Source organism: Sphingomonas alpina, from assembly GCF_014490665.1.
GTDB classification, from domain to species: domain Bacteria; phylum Pseudomonadota; class Alphaproteobacteria; order Sphingomonadales; family Sphingomonadaceae; genus Sphingomonas; species Sphingomonas alpina.
Map to the genome: position 1 here is coordinate 458589 of NZ_CP061038.1, position 17758 is coordinate 476346.

Consider the following 17758-nt stretch of genomic DNA (forward strand, 5'->3'; position numbering starts at 1 on the left):
GCGCGGGGGTGTCGCAGCGTGAAACTCAGCTTGGCCGAGCGGTTATGATTGTCGTGCCCTGCGCCGCGAACGCTGCGCAGATATCGCCGGGAGAGCCGTATTCGACAATGAGATGATCGATGCTCTTCACCGGCATGATGCGATGCGGCGCCGTAGTGCCGAGCTTTTCCGCCGTGGACAGCATCGCGACCCGGTTTGCGCTTCCCACCGCTGCGCGCTTGAAGTCCGCATCGCGCGGGTCGAACGCGGCAGCGCCATAGCTGGGATCGAGCGCACATACGCCGATGATCGACAGGTCCGGGCGGAAGAGTCTGATCTGGTCGATCGCCTGCGCCCCGACCGCGCCATCGATATCGGGATCGACATGCCCCCCGATCAGGACCAGCGAGATCCCCGGTCGGCGGAACAATGTCGTGGCGATCGACACCGAGTTGGTGACGACCGTCAAGGCGAGGTCGCCGGGCAGGATATCGGCGAGCATCAGGTTGGTGCTGCCGGAATCGATGAACAGCGTCTGTCCGCTTTCGATCAGCGGCAGCGCTGCCCGGGCCAGTGCATTTTTCGCCGCCAAATATGTATCGACCCGTTCAGCAAACCGCCCTTGCGCCGGCGACAGTGCAAGGGCGCCGCCATAGATGCGCTTGCACTGACCGGCGGCTGCCAGATCGCGCAGGTCCCGCCGGATTGCGTCCTCGGATGTACCGAATTCCTCGGCAAGATCGCGCGCGATCACGCGGTCGTTTTCAGTAAGTTTGTGCAAAATACGCGCGCGGCGTTGGTCAGGAGACAAAGAATCAGGCATAAATGTGCGTATCAAACTGCACGATCCCGCACAATGTGGATAATTGGGCTATTCCGATCACCTGCGGACTCGATCCTCAGATCAGCGCGAGAAATCGCACCCCGGCCTCGAAATCGCGTCGCCGTGAGTCCAGTGCGGCAAGCGACAGATCGTCGCGACCCCATTGCTCGGCCTGCCAGTCCTCATCGAGTTCGATTGCCCGCCACACATCGTCGGCGGTCGCCGCGTGCTCGATCAGGGCGAGGCCCGCGATCAGCGAGCCACCAATCGTGACGATCGGCGCCAGCCCCGCCAGTTCCCACGCGGTCCGCGCGTTGATGGCATCGGTCAGGCGAGCAATGGTGAGCGGCGGCTGCGGGCGATGCATGATCCCCGCAATCACTTCGAAATGCACGTCGTAGCGGGTGCGTGCCCAACCGAGCAGTGGATCCCAATACATTGCCTGACGCTCGACCAGCGCCGGCGGGTCTTCCGCGCGGTAGCAGAGCAGGTCGCTTTCGGCGAACACGGCGAGCCCGGCCGCGAAGCGTAGCGGATCCGGGGCAATGCGTTCGATCGCGGCGTTGGCGAGCCCGGTCAGCGGCATGGTGCGGGGATCGATCTCGCCGGTCACCGCGCGCCATTCATCGGCCACGGCCTCGGCCAGCGCGGCAAAGGGAATGGCGAGCAGTGCGCGGCCGGGCGTGCGCACCGGCTTGCCGTCGAGCGCGACCACGCCCCCGGCGTCGATCGCCACATCGGTCCAGAAACGCTTCACTCTTGGTCCTAGTTCTGCGGCGGTGTGCGCCAGCGCCGCGCCAGCGCGCGCGGCACGATCGCGACCATCAGCAGCGCCGACAGCACGATCGCGGTGCCGAGGATCTTCTGTTCGACGATCTGCGCCCGACCGATCAGGACGAGCCCGAGCAAGGCGCCCGCAACACCGGCGATGCGCGATCCGGCAATGGCGAAATAGCGGTTGCGCGCGGTGGTTTCGGGATCTGTCATATCGCCTCCATCTGCGCCGGCAGCGCCGCGACCGTCTGTGCGATGGCGTGTGCTCCCGCCGCAGTCAGTTCCTCCGGCGGATGATAGCCCCATGCCACGCCCAGCGCACGGACATTCCCGGCGCGCGCCATCATCATATCGTAGCTGGTGTCGCCGATCATCACCGTCGTCTCGGGCGATGCCCCAGCCTCGGCGATCGCAGTCTCGATCATCGAGGGATGGGGCTTGGAAGGGTGGCGATCGGCGGTCTGCAAGGTGACGAAGCGCGCCCTGATGCCATGTTCGTCAAGCACGCGAAGCAGGCCGCGATCCGACTTGCCGGTCGCGACCCCGAAGACCCAGCCAGCTGCGGCAAGGTCGTCCAATGCCGCGACCATGCCTTCGAACAGGGGTTCATCGGCAAGTGCTCCGGAGCTACGCAGACGGAAAAAGGCCGCTTTGTAATCGTCCGCCAGCGCGCGGTGCTGCGCATCATCGGCGTGCGGCAACAGTCCACGCATCGCCTCGACCAGGCTCAGGCCGACGATGCGGCGAATCGCGTTGCGTTCGGGCGGGACGAGGCTGTGAAGCGCGAACGCCTCCTCCATCGACTGGCAGATGCTGGCCTGGCTATCGACCAACGTGCCGTCGCAATCGAACAAAGCGAGTCGGTTCATGCCTCCATCACCTCGGCCAGTGCGGTATTGCCGCTGCGTTTCAGACCGGCGATCACGCGTGCGCGGTCGCCGGCGGATTTGTTCTGGCTCAGCTTGTGCGTGCCACGCACCGCATCGACCGTGACCTCGAATGCGATGATCGCACGGAGCATCGCGCGCTGGCGTGCCTCATCGAGCTTGTCGCGGGTCCACGGATTTTCCGGGATGATGCGCGGCTCATGCAGCGCGGCGAGGCGATCGACCTGGTCGATCAGCCCCGCTTCGTCGACACTGCGGGCATGACCCTCGATTTCCACCGCGGTATAGTTCCAGGTCGGCACTTCCGGCGCAGGATTCGCGTACCAGTTGGGTGTGATATAGCCATCGGCGCCGGCGATGCTGAGCAATAGCCTGGCGCCGTCGAGATGCGGCGTCGCGCGATTGGCGCGCGAGACATGGAAGCGCAGCTGCCGCTCGCCAACCGCGACGATCGGCGCATGCACCATCATCGGCCCTGCGGGCGTAACCGCGAAGATATGCGCGAAGCCGATCGCCACCGCCCAGTCGAGCATGGCGGCATCGTCGCCGGGCCGGAATGCCGGATTGGGGTGCACGGGCTAGTCGCGGCTGCCGCGACGGCGGCGCTCGCCCTTGCGGTCCTTGCGCAGATTCTTCGCGTGCTGCTTGGCTTGCTGCTTCTTGACCGCCTTGCTTGGCGGCGGCGGCGTGTCGAGCGGCATCATGTTGCCGAGCATCTCGTCGAAGCCGAGATGCTTCAGGCTCTCGGCGAAATGCGTCGGCAGTTCGGCCTGGATCTCGATTTCGCCGCCATCGGGATGGTCGATCCGGATGCGCCGCGAATGAAGATGCATTTTCCGGCTGATCCCGCCGGTCAGGAACGCGGCCTGCCCGCCATATTTACCGTCGCCGACAATCGGGTGGCCGATCGCTGAGAGATGCACGCGCAGCTGATGCGTGCGGCCGGTATAGGGAATCAGTTCGAGCCAGGCGGTGTTGTTGCCGGCGCGTTCGATCACACGGTAACGGGTGCGCGCAGGGCTGCCCTCGGCTTCGTCGACATGCATCTTCTCGCCGCCGCTGCCGGGCTGCTTGGCGATCGGCAGCTCGATCATGCCGTCCTCGATCGACGGCACGCCGACGACCAGCGCCCAATAGACTTTCTTCGCACTGCGCGAGGAGAAGGATTTGGCGAAGAACGCCGCCGCGCGCGTGGTGCGTGCGATGAGCAGTGCGCCCGACGTGTCCTTGTCGAGGCGGTGGACCAGTTTCGGGCGGCTCTCGCCGTCGAACTGCAGCCCGTCGAGCAGGCCGTCGACATGCTCGTGCGTCTTGGTCCCGCCCTGCGTGGCGAGGCCCGCCGGCTTGTTGAGCACGATCGCCTGCTTGTCGCGGTGGATGACCATCTCGCGGATATAATCGGTCTGTTCGTCGCTGAGCGGCGGGCGTTCGCGCTTCTTCGGTGCATCCTCGCGGACCGGTTCGGCCGGGGGTACTCGGATCGACTGGCCGGCGGCAATGCGGTCGCCCGGCGTCGCGCGCGCGCCGTCGACGCGCAGCTGGCCGGTGCGCGCCCATTTCGCGACGGTGGTGAAGCTGGTGTCGGGCAGATGCCGCTTGAACCAGCGGTCGAGCCGGATGCCGTCATCATCGGCGCCGACATTGAACTGGCGTACTTCGGCCTCGTTGCCGGCGGCTTTTTTCGTGTCGCTCATGCTACTGCCCTTATGAGCGAGAGTCCGACGAACAGCGCGACGATCGAGCCGATCACCGATGCCAGGACATAGAGGGCGGCCATGCCCAGGTCGCCGCGCTGCAGCATGACGACCGTGTCGAGCGAAAAGGCCGAGAAAGTGGTGAAGCCACCGAGCACGCCGACCGCGAGCAGCAGGCGCCAGTTTTCACCGGGGACGGAGGTGCGGGCGAGCGTGCCGACCAGCGCGCCCATCAGGAAACCGCCGATCAGGTTCACGGCAAGCGTGCCCCAGGGATAGGAGGGACCGAACCAGGCGAGCGTTGCGCGACCGGTCAGGAATCGCGCGCCGGAACCGACCGCGCCGCCGGCCATGACAAGAAGAAGGGAATTCATGGCGCCCGCGTTAGCGCGGATGACGCGGAAAGAGAAATGTTGTGGTGGCAGTCGATTATCCTGCCGTCATTCGGAACCTCGTTGTTCCCCGGTGAAGGCCGGGGTCCAGTTTGCAAGGTCGCTGTAAACAGGTCCCTCACATCACCGCAAACGCGTCTCAACTCGGCCTTCGCCGGGGAAGAGAAATATATAGGATGTAAGCTCAGTCAGCGCCCGTTGTTCGCCACGATATCGACATCGGTGCCGCCATCGCGGCGCTTGGTCAGGAATAGCGCGAAGGCGCCATCGTCGCGCGCCCGAGTCCCGCCCAGGACATGTTCGTCGCCCTCGGCCTGATGCTCGGCCGAAAAGCCGGCATTGGTGGTGCGGGTATAATACCAGTCGAGCACGGTCTGCAGCGGCGCCGAGGTCGCGAAACTGACCGCGCGCACGGTGCAGTTACCAGTTTCGGTGCCGGCCGCTTCGCTGACCCGCGCATCGGGATAGAGCGGCACGTCGGTGGGCATGCGTTGTGCCCAGCGCGTCGAATAGCGCAAATTTGTCGCACAGCTCGCCGTGCCCCCATTCTTCTGGCGTGCGGCAAGTGCGCCGAGCGTCAGCGATTCGCGCGCCGCGTCGCATTGCGGGCATGAACCGGCCTTGGGCGCCGGGGTGGATTTCAGCGTCTCGCTCGTCGCGGCGCCGGTCGTGCCGCGGGCGCCGGCGGCGATGCCGTCGGCAGGAACCGCGCCGGAATAGGGTCGCGCCGGCGGGCGGACGGCGTCGTTATTGGCTTGCTGCGTCAGCGTGGGATCGACCATGATCTGATCCTGCAACGCGCTCGTCAGAGCCGGATCGCGGCTATTGCCCGCTGCATTGCCGTCGATCAGCTCCTGGTCGAGCGAATCGAGATTGCGCTCACCCTCACGCGGCCCGCACGCGGCAAGCGCCACGGGCAGGACCAGAACCATCGCTCCAAAATATCGACTGCGAACCATCAGACACTCCCGCACAGGCGACAAACATGCCCGGAAATGGGTTAAGATTGCGTTGGGGACACCGGATTGAGCGCCGGGGTAGAGGGGCGGGGCGCCACAGGAGCATCGCGGTCGATCACCACTTGCGCAGTGAACACACCGCCGCCATGTTCCGATCATGTTTAACATCGCATCGATCCTGGTCGGCCTGCTGGTCCTTGTCCTCACCCTGGTGGGCTTCATCCCTTTGCTTGGCTGGCTTAACTGGCTGACCATCCCGATCGGGATCGTCGGCATCGCGCTTGGCGCGCTGTCGTCGAGCAAGGCGGGGCGCAATCTGAACATCATCCTGGTGATCATCTGCGCGATCCGCTTGTTCGTCGGCGGCGGCCTGCTCTGATCCTTCTCGCCTGAGCGGATACGAAAAGGCCCCGGTGATCGATCACCGGGGCCCCGTCGTTTCTGGCGTCGTTTTCGGCGATTTCGCCTTTAGCGGCAGTTGATCTGGCCGCGGTCGATCGACTGGCCGAGCACCGCGCCCGCACCGCCGCCAAGCAGCGTACCAAGCGTCTTCGACCCGCCATTGGCGATCGAATTGCCGAGCAGGCCACCAGCGATGCCGCCGATGATCAGGCCGGTGGTGCCGTCGTTGCGGCGGCAATAATAGCGGCCATTGTTGCCGCGATAGATGCGGTCGTTGCGGCCCAGCCGGCGTGGCTGATAATAACGGCCGTCGCGATAATATTGGTCGGCATAATAGGTACGCTGGCCGCGTTCGTAGCGGTTATAGTCGTAATTGCGATACTGGCGCCAGTCGCGCACGGAGCGGTTGCGGTCGCGGCGTGCGTCACGAATATCCTCGCGATAGTCCCGGCGGGCTTCCCGAACGTCCCGGCGCGAATCGGCGTCACGCCGGTCGCGGCGATAGTCGCGCTGCGCGTCGCGGACATCCTCACGATATTCGCGATTGGCTTCGCGCGGATTGTCCTGTGCGACCGCCGGGATGGCGGGCAGGGCGATCGCCGCAAGTGCGGCGAGAAGTGCGATACGCATGACGCGTTTCCTTGGTCGTGAACGATGGAGAAAGAACGCCCATGCCGCCGCCGGGTTGCGTGAACCGAAAACTACCTTCCGTTCATCAACCCGACAGCGTTGTGGATCAGCTGTTCAGACTGTGCGTCAGCGAAATTTCCGCGTTGAGCACTTTCGACACCGGGCAGTTCGCCTTGGCGTCCGCGGCGATCGCGGCGAATTGATCCGCGTCGATTCCGGCGATGGTCGCCTTCAGATCCAGTTCCGACTTGGTGATCGAAAAGCCGTCACCGTCCTTGTCGAGCGTGACCTTAGCACTGGTCTCGAGCGTGCCATCGCTGAAGCCGGCCCGGGCGAGCGCGAAGCTCAGCGCCATGGTGAAGCAGCTGGCGTGCGCGGCGGCGATCAGTTCTTCGGGGTTAGTGCCGGGTTCGTCGCCGAAGCGCGTATTGAAGGCATAGGGCGTATCCGAAAGAACGCCCGACTGAGTCGAGACATGGCCCTTGCCGTCCTTGCCGAAGCCCTCGTACCGGGCCGATCCGCTGCGCGTCGTCATGTCGTGAGATCCTTTGCAGATACCAAAAGGGGCGCGGCATCACGCCGCGCCCCTTAAGTGGTGCCGCAAAAGCTTAGCGGCAACGGCGCTTGCTGCCACCGCGGTCGATTTCACGACCAAGCAGGCCACCGGCGATCGCGCCGCCCAGTGTACCGACCGTGCGGTCGCCACGCGTGTCGATGGTGCGGCCGACCAATGCACCGGCAACGCCGCCGACGATCAGGCCAGTGGTGCCATTAGGCTTGCGGCAATAGGTGCGGCCGTCACGACCGCGCCATTCGCGATATTCGTGGTTCCGCTTGCGTGCCTCCGCCTGGGCGGTGGGGAATGCCATTGTCGCCGGGATGACGAGCGAGGCGGCGGTAAGTGCCATGATGAAACTGCGCATGTGATTTCCCTTTATCTGAATCAATACCGGGTCCGTAACGCTCCGTTTCTAACCCAGGTTGCATGAACCCAAAACAACGATCCGTTCATGTGCGATCGGGCGCGGCAGATCGATCCATGTTATCCACGTTATCCACAGCCGAGGCATGTCGTTTTCCTGTTGGTGCGACTCGGTTTTGATGACAGCATCATGACTGTAAGCAAGGGATGCGGAAGCGAGAAATCGCAGAAACATCAGGAGCTTATGCCGAGAGAGCGAACAGGTGCCGCAAGGAAACCATTGGCGATGTCGGCGGGATGCAGGTCCCCCGAGCCGATCGAGCAAGACCGTGAAAACGGTGGCGGTCGAAAGGAGACGAGGCAGGCATTCCAGGCGTCCTTCGAAGTCCCCGCGATGAAGAAGGGCGTTGGCTGCAGGAAGCCGGATGAGCGCGCGCTGGCCCTTCGGGACGAGCGAGACGGATCCGGATAGAGAGTGGCCGAGGCGAGGGCCAGGGTTTCGACCCTGACTTGAGCTGGCCGCCGAGGCCGGGGTAGCTGAAGGTCGCAAGATCGTCGCACCCGGCCCCGGTGACCGAACCGCAAAGCCTGCTGCCGTTCGCGGCGCAGGGGGAGCGTGCCGCCGAAACCAGAAGGCGCGGGCATTCTTTCAGGAATGCGAAGCGGGTCGAAGTCCGGCGACAGGGGGTCGGCAGCAATGCCGGCCCCTATTTGCGTTTGGGGCTTTCCGGTCCGGTATATCAAGTCGCACTGCCGTCCCACATTATCGCCGTTATCCCGGAACGAGTCGGTGCTTATCCCTTTTGGCTAAGGGACCTTGTGTCCCCGCGAAGGCGGGAATCCAGTCCGGGCTCCCGCCTTCGCGGGAGCACACGGAAGGCGCAATCGCTCTCGATCGTGCCAATCCTCGCCCGAAGGGATATCCGCCAAGCAAGTCCGGGGTGACGATGGGGGCAGGCATCCGTCATCGCCATCTTCGCGAACGCCGCCGACTTCGCTACAGATCGCCAATGCTTCCCGTCGCCACGCATGTCCTGCCCGAATTCGCCCCCTGGTTCGACATTGCGGGCCTCGCCGTGTTCGCCGCATCCGGCGCGCTCGCCGCCGCGAAGCGCGGGCAGACGATGGTGACGCTCGCTTTCTTCGCATTGATTACCGGGGTCGGCGGCGGCACGGTACGCGACCTGCTGATCGGTGCGCCGGTCTTCTGGATGCAGGACAGCCGCTATGCCGCGGTGTGCCTGCTCGTCGCTTTCGTGATCTGGGCAACGCCCGAACGCTGGTGGAAGGGCGCGGCGCTCGACTGGTTCGATGCTGTCGGGCTCGCCGCTTATGCGGTGTTCGGCGCGGCCAAGGCGCTGGGCTATGGTGTGCCCCCGGTCCCCGCGGTGTTAATGGGCGTCGTCACCGCCTGCGTTGGCGGCATCATCCGCGACGTGCTGGCGGGCGAGCCATCGATCCTGATGCGGCCCGAGCTCTATGTGACGGCGGCGGCACTCGCCTCGACGCTCTATATCGGCTTGGTGCTGATCGGTGCGCCGGTCGCTGTCGCCGCGACGATCGCCGCGCTGGCGGGGTTCGCGCTCCGTGCCGCCGCGATCCATTTCCGCCTTGCCCTGCCGGCCTATCGCGGGCGGCGCTGACCTCTTGTGCCGGGCGAGCCATTCCCCCAGCATGACTGGGTGATGAGAAATCCGAGGCTCAATATGTTCGTGGCGATGCTGGCGGCCGTCCTAGTGGCGGGCTGTTCCGATCCCGTTCGGCAAGATGAGAAGCCGGCATCGAAGGACGAGGTGATCAAAGTCGCACCCGATGATGCGGCGATGGAAGCCGCGAAGCGGGAGGGGCGACGGACATTGCCGGAATTCTGGCAACATCAGGCAAAGCCCGCCGCCGACGAATCGATGTTCTCAGTCAAATTCGATCTTCTGCCTGGACCGGCGGCCGAATATATCTGGGCATCGGTAGCGACGCGCGATGCGGATGGCGTTGTCGGGGTGCTGGGCAATGTGCCGGAAGCACCGGGCTATTCGATCGGCCAGAGCGTCAAGATCAACGAGGCCGACATCATCGATTGGCAATATCGCAAAGGCACGCGCATGCAGGGCCATTACACCACGCGCGTCTTGCTCGATCAAATGCCACCAGCCGAAGCGCAGGAATATCGTACCGCGCTCGGTTGGTGAGATCGATGCCCGGCGGCGTCAGATCCGCACCACGCCCACTTCGCTGAACGGCTTGGGTTCGATCGGCGGCACGACCGCGTCGTTCAGTTCGCACTGCCAGAAACCGACATCGATCCACTGGCCATTCTTGTAGCCGACCTCGCGATAGACGCCGGCGCGGCGGAAACCGACCGCTTCGTGAAGAGAAATCGACCCTTCATTGGGCAAGGCGATCGCGCCGATCGCCTGAGTGAACCCTTGCGCGCGCAACGTGTCGATCAGCGCTTCGTAAAGCAGTCGGCCTGCGCCTTGGCGTTGCACCGTGCCGGCGACATAGATCGATGTCTCGACGACATAGCGATAGGCCGGACGGTCGCGGAAACGCGTCGCATAGGCATAGGCGATCACGCCGCCATCCTCATCGCCATTGGTCGCGACCATCCACGGATAGAGCCCGTCGGACGACGCCATCCGGCCGCGCATCGCGCGCGTGTCGGGTGCCTCGGTCTCGAACGACACGGTGCCGGTGAGCACATGCGGCGCGTAGATTGCGGCGATCGCGGCGGCATCCTCGGGCCGCGCTGCCCTGATCACGATCACTTGGTGAACCTCGCGAGCAGAAGGTCCATCACGCGCAGATCGTCACGGCTTGGCAGGGCAGGGCCCATGCCGGCGCATTCCAGGCAGCGTGCCTGGATCGACGATGTCCGGGTCAGGCGCTGCATGTCGCCAACCGCGCGCGCAAAGACCGCTTTGCGATCCCCGCTGATGCGCGCGAACACATCGCCGCCGGCCTCCTCTTCATCGTCGCCGCTGCTCCATTGCGCGGCCAGTTTTGCCAGCCATCCGGGTTCCTTTTCGAGATAGACGGCATGGACCTTGGCCGGATCGAGCTTGGCGCGCTTTGCCGCCTCGTCGATCGCATCCTTCAGCGTGCCGAAACGATCGACCAGGCCGAGCTGGCGCGCGGTGCCGCCGTCCCAGACGCGGCCCTGGGCGATCTCGTCGACCCGCTCGACCGTCAGCTTGCGTGCGCCGGCGACGCGGTTCAGGAACTGCCGATAGCCATGCTCGATCCCGGCCTGCAGCACGCGGTCAACCTCCGGTGTGGTGCCGCCGATCACGTCCGGCTGTCCCGACATCGGCGTGGTGCGCACCCCGTCCGACGTCACGCCGATCTTGGCCAACGTGTTCTCGAACGTCGGGATGATCCCGAAAATCCCGATCGAGCCGGTGATCGTGGTCGGTTCGGCAAAGATCGTATCGCCTGCCGTCGCCACCCAATACCCGCCGCTCGCCGCGACCGAGCCCATCGACACGACCACCGGCAGCTTCTGCGCCTTCGCCTCTAGGATTGCGCGGCGGATCGTTTCCGACGCCAGCGCCGAGCCACCGGGCGAATCGACCCGCACGACCAAAGCCTTGAGTTTCTTCTTGGCGAGCCCATCGAACAGCGCCTTGGCGATCGTGTCGCCACCGGCGGTGCCGGTATCGGCCTTGCCGTCGACGATCTCACCTGCCACCGTCAGCACGCCGATCGCGTCGCCACCGGTCGGCAGCGGATTGGCAGCGAGATAATTGGCATATTTGATCGTGTTGAAATTACCCGCCGGCTTGTTGGTGTCGCTGCCGGCGATCTCGGCCACGCGCTTGTTGAAATCGATCCGCTCGGCAAGCTTGTCGACGATCCCTGCGTCCAGGTTCGATTTGGCGATGTCGCCCTGCGCTGCGGTCACCACCGCGTCGGGGGTCATCAGCAACGGATCGAACTTCGCCTTGGGTCGTGCCTTGGCGATCGCCTGTTTCCACTGGTCGAAGATCACGCCGTACAGCGCTTGCGACGCCTGCTTCGCCTCGGGCGACTGGTCACTGCGCGTATAGGGTTCGACGAACGATTTGTATTTGCCGACGCGGTAGATGTGCGCATTGACGCCGAGCCGGTCGATCAGCCCCTTATAGTAAAGCTGGCTGCCGCCCGGTCCGGTGAACAGCGTACCGCCCATCGGGTTCATCCAGATCTCGCTCGCATTGGCGGCAAGGCGATAGCCGGCATCGGTATAGCCGGTGGCATAGGCCAGCACCGGCTTCTTGCTGTCGCGGACGCGGCGGACCGCCTCGGCGACTTCATTCAGCGCTGCCGGATAGCCGCCGGTAAAGCTGTCCAGGTCGAGCACCACGACCTTCACGCGGTCGTCATCCTTCGCCTTGTCGAGCGCGCGCACCACGTCGCGCAGGCGGAATTCATTGACTGGCGCGCTGCCGCCGGCGAATGCCGAAAAGGCATCCGCCTCGGCTGGCTGCTCCACGATCGAGCCGTTCAGGTCGAGCACCAGCGCGCCATTGCCGATCGTTGCCGGGCTGGGTTTGGCGGCAAGCACGGCGAACAATAAGCCGAAGAACAACAGCATGGCGGCGAGCACCAGCGCGTCCTTGATGCCGACCAGGATCTTCCAGGCGCCTCGAACCAATTTCACGTCTGCAGTCTCCGTTGCCGGCGCGGGTTGCCCGCTATCCTGGGCCATCTAGCCCGGCGTGTGTGGTTTCAGCAATACGGGGCGCATTATAAGCGGCCCTGCAGCCGGACGGACGTGACGTCGTGACCATTGCCCGATAGGGGCGTGGGCGTGACGATGACCGCCATCACCCCGCCAACCGTCGGCCGCGCACCCCGTACCATGGGCGGCGAACTGCGTGCATTGCTGTGGCTCGCCGGGCCATTGGTCGGCGCGAATCTGCTGCAGATGGGCGTCGCGGGGGTCGATGTGATCTTCGTCGCGCGGCTTGGCACGGTCGAGTTCGCCGCCGCGACGCTTGGCGTGTTCATGTTCAACGTCATCATGTTCGCGCTGATCGGCCTGACCAGCGCCGCCGCGCCGATCATCGCTGCCGAGCTCGGCCGGCGCGCCCATGCCGTGCGCGAAGTAAGACGGTCCTTTCGCATGGCGTTGTGGCTGGCGATTCTCGGTGCATTGCCGTTCCTGATCGTGCTCGCGCATGGCGAGACGTTGCTGCTCGCGGCTGGGCAGGACCCCGCCGTCGCGCGTCGTGCGGGTGCGTTCCTCGACATCACACTGTTCGCGCTGGTGCCCGGGATTGCCGCCGCCGTGATGCGCACCACGGCCGCCGCGCTGGGGCGGCCCGGCTGGGCATTCCTGGTCACCGGGCTTGCGCTGCTGACGGCGATCCTCGGCAATTGGTGTCTGGTGTTCGGCAATGCCGGTTTTCCCGCGCTCGGCCTGGAAGGATCGGGGATCGCCACGGTCGTGACCATGACCGTAATGATGCTGTGCTATGTGGCGATCCTGCTCCGCGATCGCGGCCTGCGTCGCTACCGGCTGTTCGGCCGCTGGTGGCGCACCGAATGGCCGCGCTTCTTCGAGATCGTCCGGCTCGGCGTGCCGATCGCGCTGACCTGGACATTCGAGGGGGCGCTGTTCGGCGGGGCGGCGATCCTGATGGGTCTGATCGGTGTCGCCGAGGTCGCGGCGCACGCGATCGCGCTCAATATCGCCGCGGTCGCCTTCCAGGTGCCGTTCGGCGTCGCGCAGGCGGCGACGATCCGCGTCGGCATGGCCTATGGCGCGCGCGATCATCTGTGGATCTCGCGCGCTGGCCGTGTCGCGCTGATCGTCGGGATCGGCTTCATGGTGGTGACGGCGACCTCGATCTGGACGCTACCGCGGCTGTTCATCAGCGCCTATATCGATGCCGATGCGCCCGCGAACGCGGTGGTCGTGGGGCTCGCGCTTCAGTATCTCGCCGTCGCCGCGCTGTTCCAGCTGGTCGACGGCGCGCAGGCAGTGGCGGCCGGCATCCTGCGCGGCGTGCAGGACACCCGCATCCCGATGCTGATCGCCGCGTTCGGCTATTGGGTGATCGGGTTCGGCACCGCGATCCTGCTCGGCTTCACTTTCGGCTTGCAGGGCGTCGGAATCTGGCTCGGGCTAGGCGCCGGGTTGCTTGCGGTGTCGGCGCTGCTGCTATGGCGCTGGTCGGCGCGAGGGCGGCTGGGCTTATTGCCAAACTAGGTCTTCGGCTTGCTGTACCAGAGCGCGTTGACGATGATCCATTTGCCGTCGAACCGACCCATATGGAAATAGTCGACGAACCAGGGCGTTTCCAGGCGTACCGATGCCGCGCTGTCGGTGACGTCGAGGACCCGGCATGACCGGTCCCATTTCTCGCGCAGCGTCTTGAGTGCGCCGTTCCTGGTCAGATTGACCAGCTCTTCCTTGGTCATGCGGCGCAAGCCGAGGCGCTCATAGGGCGTGTCGCCGATGACCGCGCGCTTGGCGAGATCGGGGTGGAGCGACCGCGCCACCCGGTCGGGCGCTCCCTCCAGCTGGCCATCGATATAGTCGAAGCAGGTCGCCTCGATCGCCGCGATGGTCGCCGCATCGGCCGGTGCCGCAGGGCTGGCCGCCGCCATGGCCGACGCAAGAAGATATATTGACATCATGGCCATTATTTCCCTTTTTCGATGCAGCGCAGGTGAAGGGCGTAGGAGCCTGCGCCGCTGTCGGCATCATAAGCGACATTGTGGCACTCGACCTTGCGCTGCTCCGGGACGGAGGCCCAAATCTTCTCGAGCGTCGAATAGGCGGCACCTTCCTGTTCGCCGCATTTCACGTCTTTTGCAAAATCGCCACCGGAAAGCTTCCGGCAGAAGATATCGAAATTATAGATTGGAAGAGCTTCAGCCGCCGCCCTTGCTTCTGTCCCAGCGAGACTGGTGAGCAGGCTGATAAAGGGCAGGACGACGCGAAGCGCTTTTTTCAAGATTGCCTCCCAGGATGCTCAACCACTCTGTCGCGGCCGTGGCTGGCTCGCAACCCGTTCCACGCCGCGCCACGGGCTTTTCGTCGCAGGGTGGTTGACGATCGCAGGGCGGCTCCACATATGCGCCGTGCTGGCACTCGACTCGTAAGAGTGCTAACAACGATTCAGATCATCACCACTAGAAGGGCTATCGCGCATGAACTTTCGTCCGTTGCACGACCGCGTCCTCGTCCGCCGGGTAGAAGCGGAAGAGAAGACGGCAGGCGGGATCATCATCCCGGAAACCGCCAAGGAAAAGCCGCAGGAAGGCGAAGTCGTCTCCGTCGGCACCGGCACCCGCGCCGATGACGGCAAGATCACCCCGCTCGACGTCAAGGCCGGCGACAAGATCCTGTTCGGCAAATGGTCGGGCACTGAGGTCAAGGTCGACGGTGAAGACCTGCTGATCATGAAGGAATCCGATATCCTTGGGATCGTCGGCTAACCTTTTCGCCTCTTCAGATTTTCCAACTTTTACATTGAAAGGGTAGCCTCACATGGCAGCCAAGGACGTAAAATTTTCGCGTGACGCGCGTGAACGCATTCTGCGCGGCGTCGACATCCTCGCCGATGCGGTGAAGGTCACGCTTGGGCCGAAGGGCCGCAACGTGGTCATCGACAAGTCGTATGGCGCACCGCGCATCACCAAGGACGGCGTCACCGTCGCCAAGGAAATCGAGCTCAAGGACAAGTTCGAGAACATGGGTGCGCAGATGCTGCGCGAAGTGGCCTCGAAGACCAACGACGTGGCCGGCGACGGCACCACCACCGCGACCGTTCTCGCTCAGGCGATCGTGCGCGAGGGCATGAAGTCGGTTGCGGCCGGCATGAACCCGATGGACCTGAAGCGCGGCATCGACCTTGCGGTCATCGAAGTCGTCAAGGACATCAAGGCACGTTCCAAGCCCGTCTCGGGCACCAAGGAAATCGCACAGGTCGGCATCATCTCGGCCAATGGCGACACCGTCGTCGGCGAGAAGATCGCTGAAGCGATGGAGCGCGTCGGCAAGGAAGGCGTGATCACCGTCGAGGAAGCCAAGGGCCTCGAATTCGAACTCGATGTCGTCGAAGGCATGCAGTTCGACCGCGGTTATCTGTCGCCTTACTTCATCACCAACCCGGAAAAGATGTCGGTCGAATTGAACGACCCGTACATCCTGATCCATGAGAAGAAGCTGTCGAACCTGCAGGCGATGCTCCCGATCCTGGAAGCGGTTGTTCAGTCGGGCCGTCCGCTGCTGATCATCGCGGAAGACATCGAGGGTGAGGCTCTGGCCACGCTCGTCGTCAACAAGCTGCGCGGCGGCCTGAAGGTCGCAGCGGTCAAGGCGCCTGGCTTCGGTGATCGTCGCAAGGCGATGCTCGAGGACATCGCGATCCTGACCAAGGGCGAGATGATCTCGGAAGACCTGGGCATCAAGCTCGAGTCGGTGACCGTCGGCATGCTCGGCACCGCCAAGCGCGTCACGATCGACAAGGACAACACCACCATCGTCGATGGTGCTGGCGACCATGAAGCGATCAAGGGCCGCACCGATGCGATCCGCCAGCAGATCGAGAACACCACCAGCGACTACGACAAGGAGAAGCTCCAGGAGCGTCTTGCCAAGCTCGCCGGCGGCGTTGCCGTGATCAAGGTCGGCGGTTCGACCGAAGTCGAAGTCAAGGAGCGCAAGGATCGCGTCGACGACGCTCTCCACGCGACCCGCGCAGCGGTCGAAGAAGGCATCGTCCCCGGTGGTGGTACGGCGCTGCTGTACGCAACCAAGGCGCTCGAAGGCCTGAAGGGCGCGAACGACGACCAGACCCGCGGCATCGATATCGTCCGCAAGGCGCTCTACGCGCCGGTCCGCCAGATCGCGCAGAATGCCGGTCATGACGGTGCGGTGATCTCGGGCAAGCTGCTCGAGGGCAATGACCCGAACCAGGGCTTCAACGCTCAGACCGACGTCTATGAGAACCTCGTCGAAGCCGGCGTGATCGATCCGACCAAGGTCGTTCGCACCGCGCTGCAGGACGCAGCCTCGGTGTCGGGCCTGCTCATCACGACGGAAGCCGCCGTGTCCGAGTTGCCCGAAGACAAGCCTGCCATGCCCATGGGCGGCGGTGGCGGCATGGGCGGCATGGGCGGCATGGACTTCTAAGCCGAAAGGCGGCCTGATTGAGCGAAAGCTCAATCAGGACTCGCCCGAGGCGGACCGGAGGCAATGCCCCCAGACCCGTCCGACGAAAGCGCGGGCTTTGCCCGCGCCCATGCCAAACATCGACCAACGCAAAAAAGGGCCGGGGGCAACCCCGGCCCTTTTTTCGTTCCGGGACCGTTGCTTCAATAACGTCGCGCCGATTCAAAATTCGCGCGGGTCTGCACTACCGCTCCGACAAGTTGTGATAGCGTGGCCGAGCTATCGAGTCGCGTGGAGAGGCAGATGTCGGTTTATAACGGAACGCCGGGCGATGACGTCTATACCGGCGGCAGCGACGACGACCAGATTTCGGGTAACGACGGCAAGGACGTCCTGGCGGGCGGCGACGGCGCGGACACGATCAATGGCGGCGCGGGCGACGATATTCTGTATTCGTCCGTCATATCGCCGGCCTGGAAGGCGCCGCTCAATGGCACCAATCCCGGTTATGTCCGCCCCGTGCTCGACACCGGCAGCGCCGTGGACAACCTGGATGGCGGCGGCGGTTATGACACGATCTATGCCGGCTATGGCGACAATGTTTATGGCGGCCTGGAATATTCCAATCTGCTGATCAGCTTCCAGGGCGCCTCGGCCGGGGTGACGGTCGATTTTCGCGGGCTCACCAGTGGCGGCGCGATCACCGTCGGGGGCGGTACGATAAGATATATCTCGTCGGTCCTGTGGATCGACGGCAGTGAATTCGGCGACACCATCATCGGCGGCGACCTATATTCCAATGTGAAGAGTCCGATTTTCGGCCTGGGCGGGGACGATCATATCACGGCCGGCACGGGCACCGGCGATATCTATGGCGGCGAGGGTAACGATACGCTCGATGATGCCGGTGAAGGTCATTATCTCTATGGCGAGGCTGGCGACGACATCATCAACGCCGTCAGTACATCCAGTGTCAGTTTTGGTGGCGATGGCGACGACACGCTCACTGTGTCGGGCCGGCTCTCCTATGGCGGAGCAGGCAATGATACCATCACGATCGTCGATCGCGGCACCGATACGTCCGCTTATGGTCAGGATGGCGACGATATCCTGGACGGTGGCGCCGGGGGAACTTTCTCCAGGGCGGCACGGGCGCCGACCGGATCAACGGCAATGACGGCAATGATTAC

At 64.3% G+C, this 17758-nt stretch carries 21 protein-coding genes and 1 pseudogene; 7 read left to right on the forward strand and 15 right to left on the reverse strand.

What is annotated here, in order from left to right:
• Window positions 1-25: 25 nt before the first annotated feature.
• The 8 genes from H3Z74_RS02025 to H3Z74_RS02060 all read right to left on the reverse strand — a co-directional run bounded on the left by H3Z74_RS02025 (window position 26) and on the right by H3Z74_RS02060 (window position 5508).
• Window positions 26-760, reverse strand: coding sequence for a DeoR/GlpR family DNA-binding transcription regulator (locus H3Z74_RS02025; RefSeq protein WP_187762357.1), 735 nt, complete (start codon window positions 758-760; stop codon window positions 26-28).
• 118 nt (window positions 761-878) lie between these two features.
• Window positions 879-1559 (reverse strand): ATP12 family chaperone protein, encoded by a 681-nt coding sequence (locus tag H3Z74_RS02030; RefSeq protein WP_187762358.1) that lies wholly within the window; start codon window positions 1557-1559, stop codon window positions 879-881.
• Between the two features lie 8 nt (window positions 1560-1567).
• Entirely contained in the window at window positions 1568-1789 is a 222-nt protein-coding gene (locus tag H3Z74_RS02035; RefSeq protein ID WP_187762359.1) for a hypothetical protein, read from the reverse strand.
• Entirely contained in the window at window positions 1786-2445 is a 660-nt protein-coding gene (locus H3Z74_RS02040) for an HAD-IA family hydrolase (protein ID WP_187762360.1), read from the reverse strand. The genes H3Z74_RS02035 and H3Z74_RS02040 overlap by 4 nt, the downstream gene beginning before the upstream one ends.
• The gene (locus H3Z74_RS02045) at window positions 2442-3038 is read right to left on the reverse strand and encodes an FMN-binding negative transcriptional regulator (RefSeq protein ID WP_187762361.1); all 597 of its coding nucleotides are present in this window, start codon (window positions 3036-3038) and stop codon (window positions 2442-2444) included. The genes H3Z74_RS02040 and H3Z74_RS02045 overlap by 4 nt, the downstream gene beginning before the upstream one ends.
• 3 nt (window positions 3039-3041) lie before the next feature.
• The gene (locus H3Z74_RS02050) at window positions 3042-4157 is read right to left on the reverse strand and encodes an RluA family pseudouridine synthase (protein ID WP_187762362.1); all 1116 of its coding nucleotides are present in this window, start codon (window positions 4155-4157) and stop codon (window positions 3042-3044) included.
• Window positions 4154-4531 (reverse strand): fluoride efflux transporter CrcB, encoded by a 378-nt coding sequence (gene crcB, locus H3Z74_RS02055; RefSeq protein WP_187762363.1) that lies wholly within the window; start codon window positions 4529-4531, stop codon window positions 4154-4156. The genes H3Z74_RS02050 and crcB overlap by 4 nt, the downstream gene beginning before the upstream one ends.
• A gap of 206 nt (window positions 4532-4737) precedes the next feature.
• Window positions 4738-5508, reverse strand: a complete 771-nt coding sequence (locus H3Z74_RS02060; protein WP_187762364.1) for a hypothetical protein — start codon at window positions 5506-5508, stop codon at window positions 4738-4740.
• Between the two features lie 157 nt (window positions 5509-5665).
• On the opposite strand from H3Z74_RS02060, the gene H3Z74_RS02065 reads away from it, so the two are divergent.
• Window positions 5666-5887 carry a hypothetical protein gene (locus H3Z74_RS02065; protein WP_187762365.1) on the forward strand — a complete coding sequence of 74 codons (222 nt, stop codon included), beginning with the start codon at window positions 5666-5668 and terminating at the stop codon, window positions 5885-5887.
• Window positions 5888-5976: 89 nt separating this feature from the next.
• Here the strand turns inward: H3Z74_RS02065 and H3Z74_RS02070 are convergent, their stop codons facing one another.
• The 3 genes from H3Z74_RS02070 to H3Z74_RS02080 all read right to left on the reverse strand — a co-directional run bounded on the left by H3Z74_RS02070 (window position 5977) and on the right by H3Z74_RS02080 (window position 7463).
• Window positions 5977-6540, reverse strand: coding sequence for a glycine zipper 2TM domain-containing protein (locus tag H3Z74_RS02070; protein WP_187762366.1), 564 nt, complete (start codon window positions 6538-6540; stop codon window positions 5977-5979).
• A 106-nt stretch (window positions 6541-6646) separates the two neighbouring features.
• Window positions 6647-7075 (reverse strand): OsmC family protein, encoded by a 429-nt coding sequence (locus H3Z74_RS02075; protein WP_187762367.1) that lies wholly within the window; start codon window positions 7073-7075, stop codon window positions 6647-6649.
• Window positions 7076-7148: 73 nt separating this feature from the next.
• Window positions 7149-7463 (reverse strand): glycine zipper 2TM domain-containing protein, encoded by a 315-nt coding sequence (locus H3Z74_RS02080; protein ID WP_187762368.1) that lies wholly within the window; start codon window positions 7461-7463, stop codon window positions 7149-7151.
• 1009 nt (window positions 7464-8472) lie between these two features.
• On the opposite strand from H3Z74_RS02080, the gene H3Z74_RS02085 reads away from it, so the two are divergent.
• A complete protein-coding gene (locus tag H3Z74_RS02085) occupies window positions 8473-9105 on the forward strand; it encodes a trimeric intracellular cation channel family protein (protein WP_187762369.1) in 633 nt (210 codons plus the stop codon).
• A gap of 42 nt (window positions 9106-9147) precedes the next feature.
• Window positions 9148-9648 (forward strand): DUF2314 domain-containing protein, encoded by a 501-nt coding sequence (locus tag H3Z74_RS02090; protein WP_187762370.1) that lies wholly within the window; start codon window positions 9148-9150, stop codon window positions 9646-9648.
• An 18-nt stretch (window positions 9649-9666) separates the two neighbouring features.
• On the opposite strand, the gene H3Z74_RS02095 is transcribed toward H3Z74_RS02090, so the two are convergent.
• On the reverse strand, window positions 9667-10227 hold the full coding sequence (locus H3Z74_RS02095; protein WP_187762371.1) for a GNAT family N-acetyltransferase: 561 nt from the start codon (window positions 10225-10227) through the stop codon (window positions 9667-9669).
• Complete coding sequence (sppA, locus tag H3Z74_RS02100) at window positions 10224-12101, reverse strand: signal peptide peptidase SppA (protein WP_187762372.1); 1878 nt, start codon at window positions 12099-12101, stop codon at window positions 10224-10226. Before sppA ends, H3Z74_RS02095 begins: the two co-directional genes overlap by 4 nt.
• Window positions 12102-12257: 156 nt before the next feature.
• Between sppA and H3Z74_RS02105 the strand changes: the two genes are divergently transcribed.
• Window positions 12258-13655 carry an MATE family efflux transporter gene (locus H3Z74_RS02105; RefSeq protein WP_229727044.1) on the forward strand — a complete coding sequence of 466 codons (1398 nt, stop codon included), beginning with the start codon at window positions 12258-12260 and terminating at the stop codon, window positions 13653-13655.
• Here the strand turns inward: H3Z74_RS02105 and H3Z74_RS02110 are convergent.
• Entirely contained in the window at window positions 13652-14056 is a 405-nt protein-coding gene (locus H3Z74_RS02110) for a nuclear transport factor 2 family protein (RefSeq protein WP_229726827.1), read from the reverse strand. The genes H3Z74_RS02105 and H3Z74_RS02110 overlap by 4 nt on opposite strands.
• A gap of 35 nt (window positions 14057-14091) precedes the next feature.
• Complete coding sequence (locus H3Z74_RS02115; protein WP_187762374.1) at window positions 14092-14406, reverse strand: hypothetical protein; 315 nt, start codon at window positions 14404-14406, stop codon at window positions 14092-14094.
• A 196-nt stretch (window positions 14407-14602) separates the two neighbouring features.
• On the opposite strand from H3Z74_RS02115, the gene groES reads away from it, so the two are divergent.
• From groES to H3Z74_RS24810, 3 genes and pseudogenes are all read left to right on the forward strand, one after another.
• The gene (groES, locus tag H3Z74_RS02120; protein ID WP_183109307.1) at window positions 14603-14890 is read left to right on the forward strand and encodes a co-chaperone GroES; all 288 of its coding nucleotides are present in this window, start codon (window positions 14603-14605) and stop codon (window positions 14888-14890) included.
• A gap of 52 nt (window positions 14891-14942) precedes the next feature.
• Window positions 14943-16589 carry a chaperonin GroEL gene (gene groL, locus H3Z74_RS02125; protein WP_187762375.1) on the forward strand — a complete coding sequence of 549 codons (1647 nt, stop codon included), beginning with the start codon at window positions 14943-14945 and terminating at the stop codon, window positions 16587-16589.
• Between the two features lie 282 nt (window positions 16590-16871).
• Window positions 16872-16985 (forward strand): annotated as a pseudogene (locus H3Z74_RS24810) (calcium-binding protein); the annotation flags it as partial.
• Window positions 16986-17758 lie beyond the last annotated feature (773 nt).

Coding starts and splice junctions, on each gene's coding strand:
- groL (WP_187762375.1), top strand. CDS start 14,943: ATGGCAGCCAAGGACGTAAAATTTTCGCGTGACGCGCGTGAACGCATT.
- H3Z74_RS02075 (WP_187762367.1), bottom strand. CDS start 7,075: ATGACGACGCGCAGCGGATCGGCCCGGTACGAGGGCTTCGGCAAGGAC.
- H3Z74_RS02040 (WP_187762360.1), bottom strand. CDS start 2,445: ATGAACCGACTCGCTTTGTTCGATTGCGACGGCACGTTGGTCGATAGC.
- H3Z74_RS02080 (WP_187762368.1), bottom strand. CDS start 7,463: ATGCGCAGTTTCATCATGGCACTTACCGCCGCCTCGCTCGTCATCCCG.
- H3Z74_RS02085 (WP_187762369.1), top strand. CDS start 8,473: ATGCTTCCCGTCGCCACGCATGTCCTGCCCGAATTCGCCCCCTGGTTC.
- H3Z74_RS02065 (WP_187762365.1), top strand. CDS start 5,666: ATGTTTAACATCGCATCGATCCTGGTCGGCCTGCTGGTCCTTGTCCTC.
- H3Z74_RS02090 (WP_187762370.1), top strand. CDS start 9,148: ATGAGAAATCCGAGGCTCAATATGTTCGTGGCGATGCTGGCGGCCGTC.
- H3Z74_RS02070 (WP_187762366.1), bottom strand. CDS start 6,540: ATGCGTATCGCACTTCTCGCCGCACTTGCGGCGATCGCCCTGCCCGCC.
- H3Z74_RS02105 (WP_229727044.1), top strand. CDS start 12,258: ATGACCGCCATCACCCCGCCAACCGTCGGCCGCGCACCCCGTACCATG.
- groES (WP_183109307.1), top strand. CDS start 14,603: ATGAACTTTCGTCCGTTGCACGACCGCGTCCTCGTCCGCCGGGTAGAA.
- H3Z74_RS02060 (WP_187762364.1), bottom strand. CDS start 5,508: ATGGTTCGCAGTCGATATTTTGGAGCGATGGTTCTGGTCCTGCCCGTG.
- H3Z74_RS02050 (WP_187762362.1), bottom strand. CDS start 4,157: ATGAGCGACACGAAAAAAGCCGCCGGCAACGAGGCCGAAGTACGCCAG.
- H3Z74_RS02035 (WP_187762359.1), bottom strand. CDS start 1,789: ATGACAGATCCCGAAACCACCGCGCGCAACCGCTATTTCGCCATTGCC.
- H3Z74_RS02110 (WP_229726827.1), bottom strand. CDS start 14,056: ATGGCGGCGGCCAGCCCTGCGGCACCGGCCGATGCGGCGACCATCGCG.
- crcB (WP_187762363.1), bottom strand. CDS start 4,531: ATGAATTCCCTTCTTCTTGTCATGGCCGGCGGCGCGGTCGGTTCCGGC.